Here is a 2195-nt window from a genome sequence, read left to right as displayed (position 1 = left end):
CGATCATGGACGATCTTAAAAAGGCCCGGAAGAGCAAGAATGTTTCCGAGGACTATGCCACGGCATTGCAGAAGGCAAGGGAGTCGTTGAAAGATCGTTTTAAGGAAGAGGTCTCTTCCGAATTCGAAGAAAATCCCAAGGAAATGATCAGTTGGAAAGTGGACAACCCGGGTCTTCGCCATAGTGCGCCGGAGCTGGTCTACAGTACGGAATTCACGATGGACGGCCTCCTGCAAAGGGCCGGCAACAATATACTGCTGAGCATCGGCAAGGCCGTCAGCTCGCCCTTAAAGCTCACCGCTTCGCAGCGCACCCGGAAAGTGGACATCTATATGCCCTACGCCCGTACGATCGATTATTCGGTCAGTTTTGCGATCCCGCACGGATTCACCGTCCAGGGAGCGGATAAGTTGAACAAGACGCTTGATAACGACTGCGGCAGCCTGATAACCGCCGCAAAGATCGAAGGTGGTCAACTGGTCCTGCATTTCAAGAGGGTCTACAAACACAATGAGGAATCTGCCGCAAAATGGCCCCAATTGCTAGCCATACTCGATGCCTCGACCGAATTCGCGGGCCAAAAGGTATTGCTGAAAAAGGGATGATCCTCGGCAAACCCTGATACTGCCAAAAGTCTGAATAATGTTGACCCGGGGGCCGTTTGGTTTGCCCCTGGTGATTCCGATATCCTCATGGCCTGATCCTTGCATTCCTGCCTAAAAGAAAGGTATGAAGACCCTATACATTGCTATGGCGCTGGTCGCCGTGGCTGTCTCCTGTACAACCCCGGCGCCCATCACGGCCCGTCCTGATCCCAATACATCCACCAGCGGCACGCTTGGCTCGGTAAAGGCTACGGATGGCGTCCGACCACTGACGGGTAATGGCATTCCCGATTCGGCGCGGGAAAAGAGAGATACCGTCCGGCAGCATTAGCGGGGGCAAACGCATTACTGCGGCAGGGCGTCCAACTTTTCCCGGAGCAACTTTTTCTCTGCGAGGGAAGTAGTAAGGTGGTAGGCCATGTCCAGCAACCTCCGGGCTTCTGCGAGATTGCCCGCGCGTCCATAAAGATCCCCCAGGACTGCACTGTAGATATAGTGATGCCGGAGCAGGTCCCCGATATCTTCGATGTCCAGGATCGCATCGATGGCGGCAGTCAGATCGCCCATTTGCGCCAGCAGGACCGAGCGGTTGAGCCGTACGATGGGAATGGGTTTTCGCTCCAGCAGGCGATCGTACAAATAAAGAAGGGACTTCCAGTTCGTAGAGGCAAAATCGGGCGAGAGACAATGTTCCGCCGCAATCGCCGATTCGATATGGTAGACGGAAAGATAGTCGCCATCGGAAGATTGGTTGAGATAGTGATACCCCACATGGATCAGATCCCGGTCCCATTTACTCCTGTCCTGCTTTTGCAATAAAATGATGGTATTGTCTTCCCCGATCCGGCTGTCGAAGCGGGAAACCTGAAAACACATCAGGGACAGAAGGGCATAGGTAGTAGGATGTGCGCCTATCCGATGTTCCGACAAAAGTTTGCAGAGACGCATGGCTTCGGCGCATAGGTCATGACGGATCAGCTCGTCGGCCTTTACGGAATTATAACCTTCGTTGAACAAAAGGTAGAGGACCGTATAGACCGTCTCAAGGCGATCCTGAAGTGCTGTGCCGATAGGGATCTCGAACCGGATCGAATGTTTTTTGATATATTCCCTGGCACGATAGATCCTTTTTTGTATGGTCGTCTCGGTGGAGACCAGGGCCCTGGCGATCTCCGTTACCCCAAAACCGGATACCGTCTTCAGTGTCAGCGCCACCTGGTCTTCGGGATTGAGCGAGGGATGACAGCAAGTGAAGATCATACGCAGTTGGCTATCCGCTATTTCGGTATCCAGGAAGAATTCTTCGATCGTGTGTTCGGTGTCCGAACGGAGACGGGTGGCCAGCTCTTCGGAGATCCCGGATAGTTTTTGCTGACGCCGGATCAGATCGATCGTCTGGTTACGCGCCACCTGCATCAGCCAGGCGGATGGATTGTCAGGTACCGGCCGGTACTTCCATACCTGCAGCGCTTTCAAAAAAGTCTCCTGTACCGTGTCTTCGACCAGTTCCAGGTTGTGGATGCCAAAGATACGGGTCAACACGGCGATCATCTTTCCCGCTTCATGACGGAAAAGATGATCGACCAGTTG

At 53.5% G+C, this 2195-nt stretch carries 3 protein-coding genes; 2 read left to right on the top strand and 1 reads right to left on the bottom strand.

Going from position 1 to position 2195, the window contains the following annotated elements; translation table 11 throughout:
* Both VGM48_RS07730 and VGM48_RS07725 read left to right on the top strand, forming a co-directional pair.
* Positions 1-605, top strand: a 605-nt coding sequence (locus VGM48_RS07730; protein WP_331577718.1) for a hypothetical protein, incomplete at its 5' end; no start/stop codon positions are given.
* A 124-nt stretch (positions 606-729) separates the two neighbouring features.
* Positions 730-936, top strand: coding sequence for a hypothetical protein (locus tag VGM48_RS07725; RefSeq protein ID WP_331577716.1), 207 nt, complete (start codon positions 730-732; stop codon positions 934-936).
* 14 nt (positions 937-950) lie between these two features.
* Here the strand turns inward: VGM48_RS07725 and VGM48_RS07720 are convergent.
* A partial coding sequence (locus VGM48_RS07720) for an RNA polymerase sigma factor (protein ID WP_331577714.1) occupies positions 951-2195 on the bottom strand: 1245 nt, incomplete at its 5' end.

Source organism: Puia sp. (assembly GCF_036500295.1).
Taxonomy (GTDB): Bacteria; Bacteroidota; Bacteroidia; order Chitinophagales; family Chitinophagaceae; genus Puia.
Note: the sequence above shows the minus strand (reverse complement) of the source record. Positions and strands in the feature narration are given on the sequence as shown.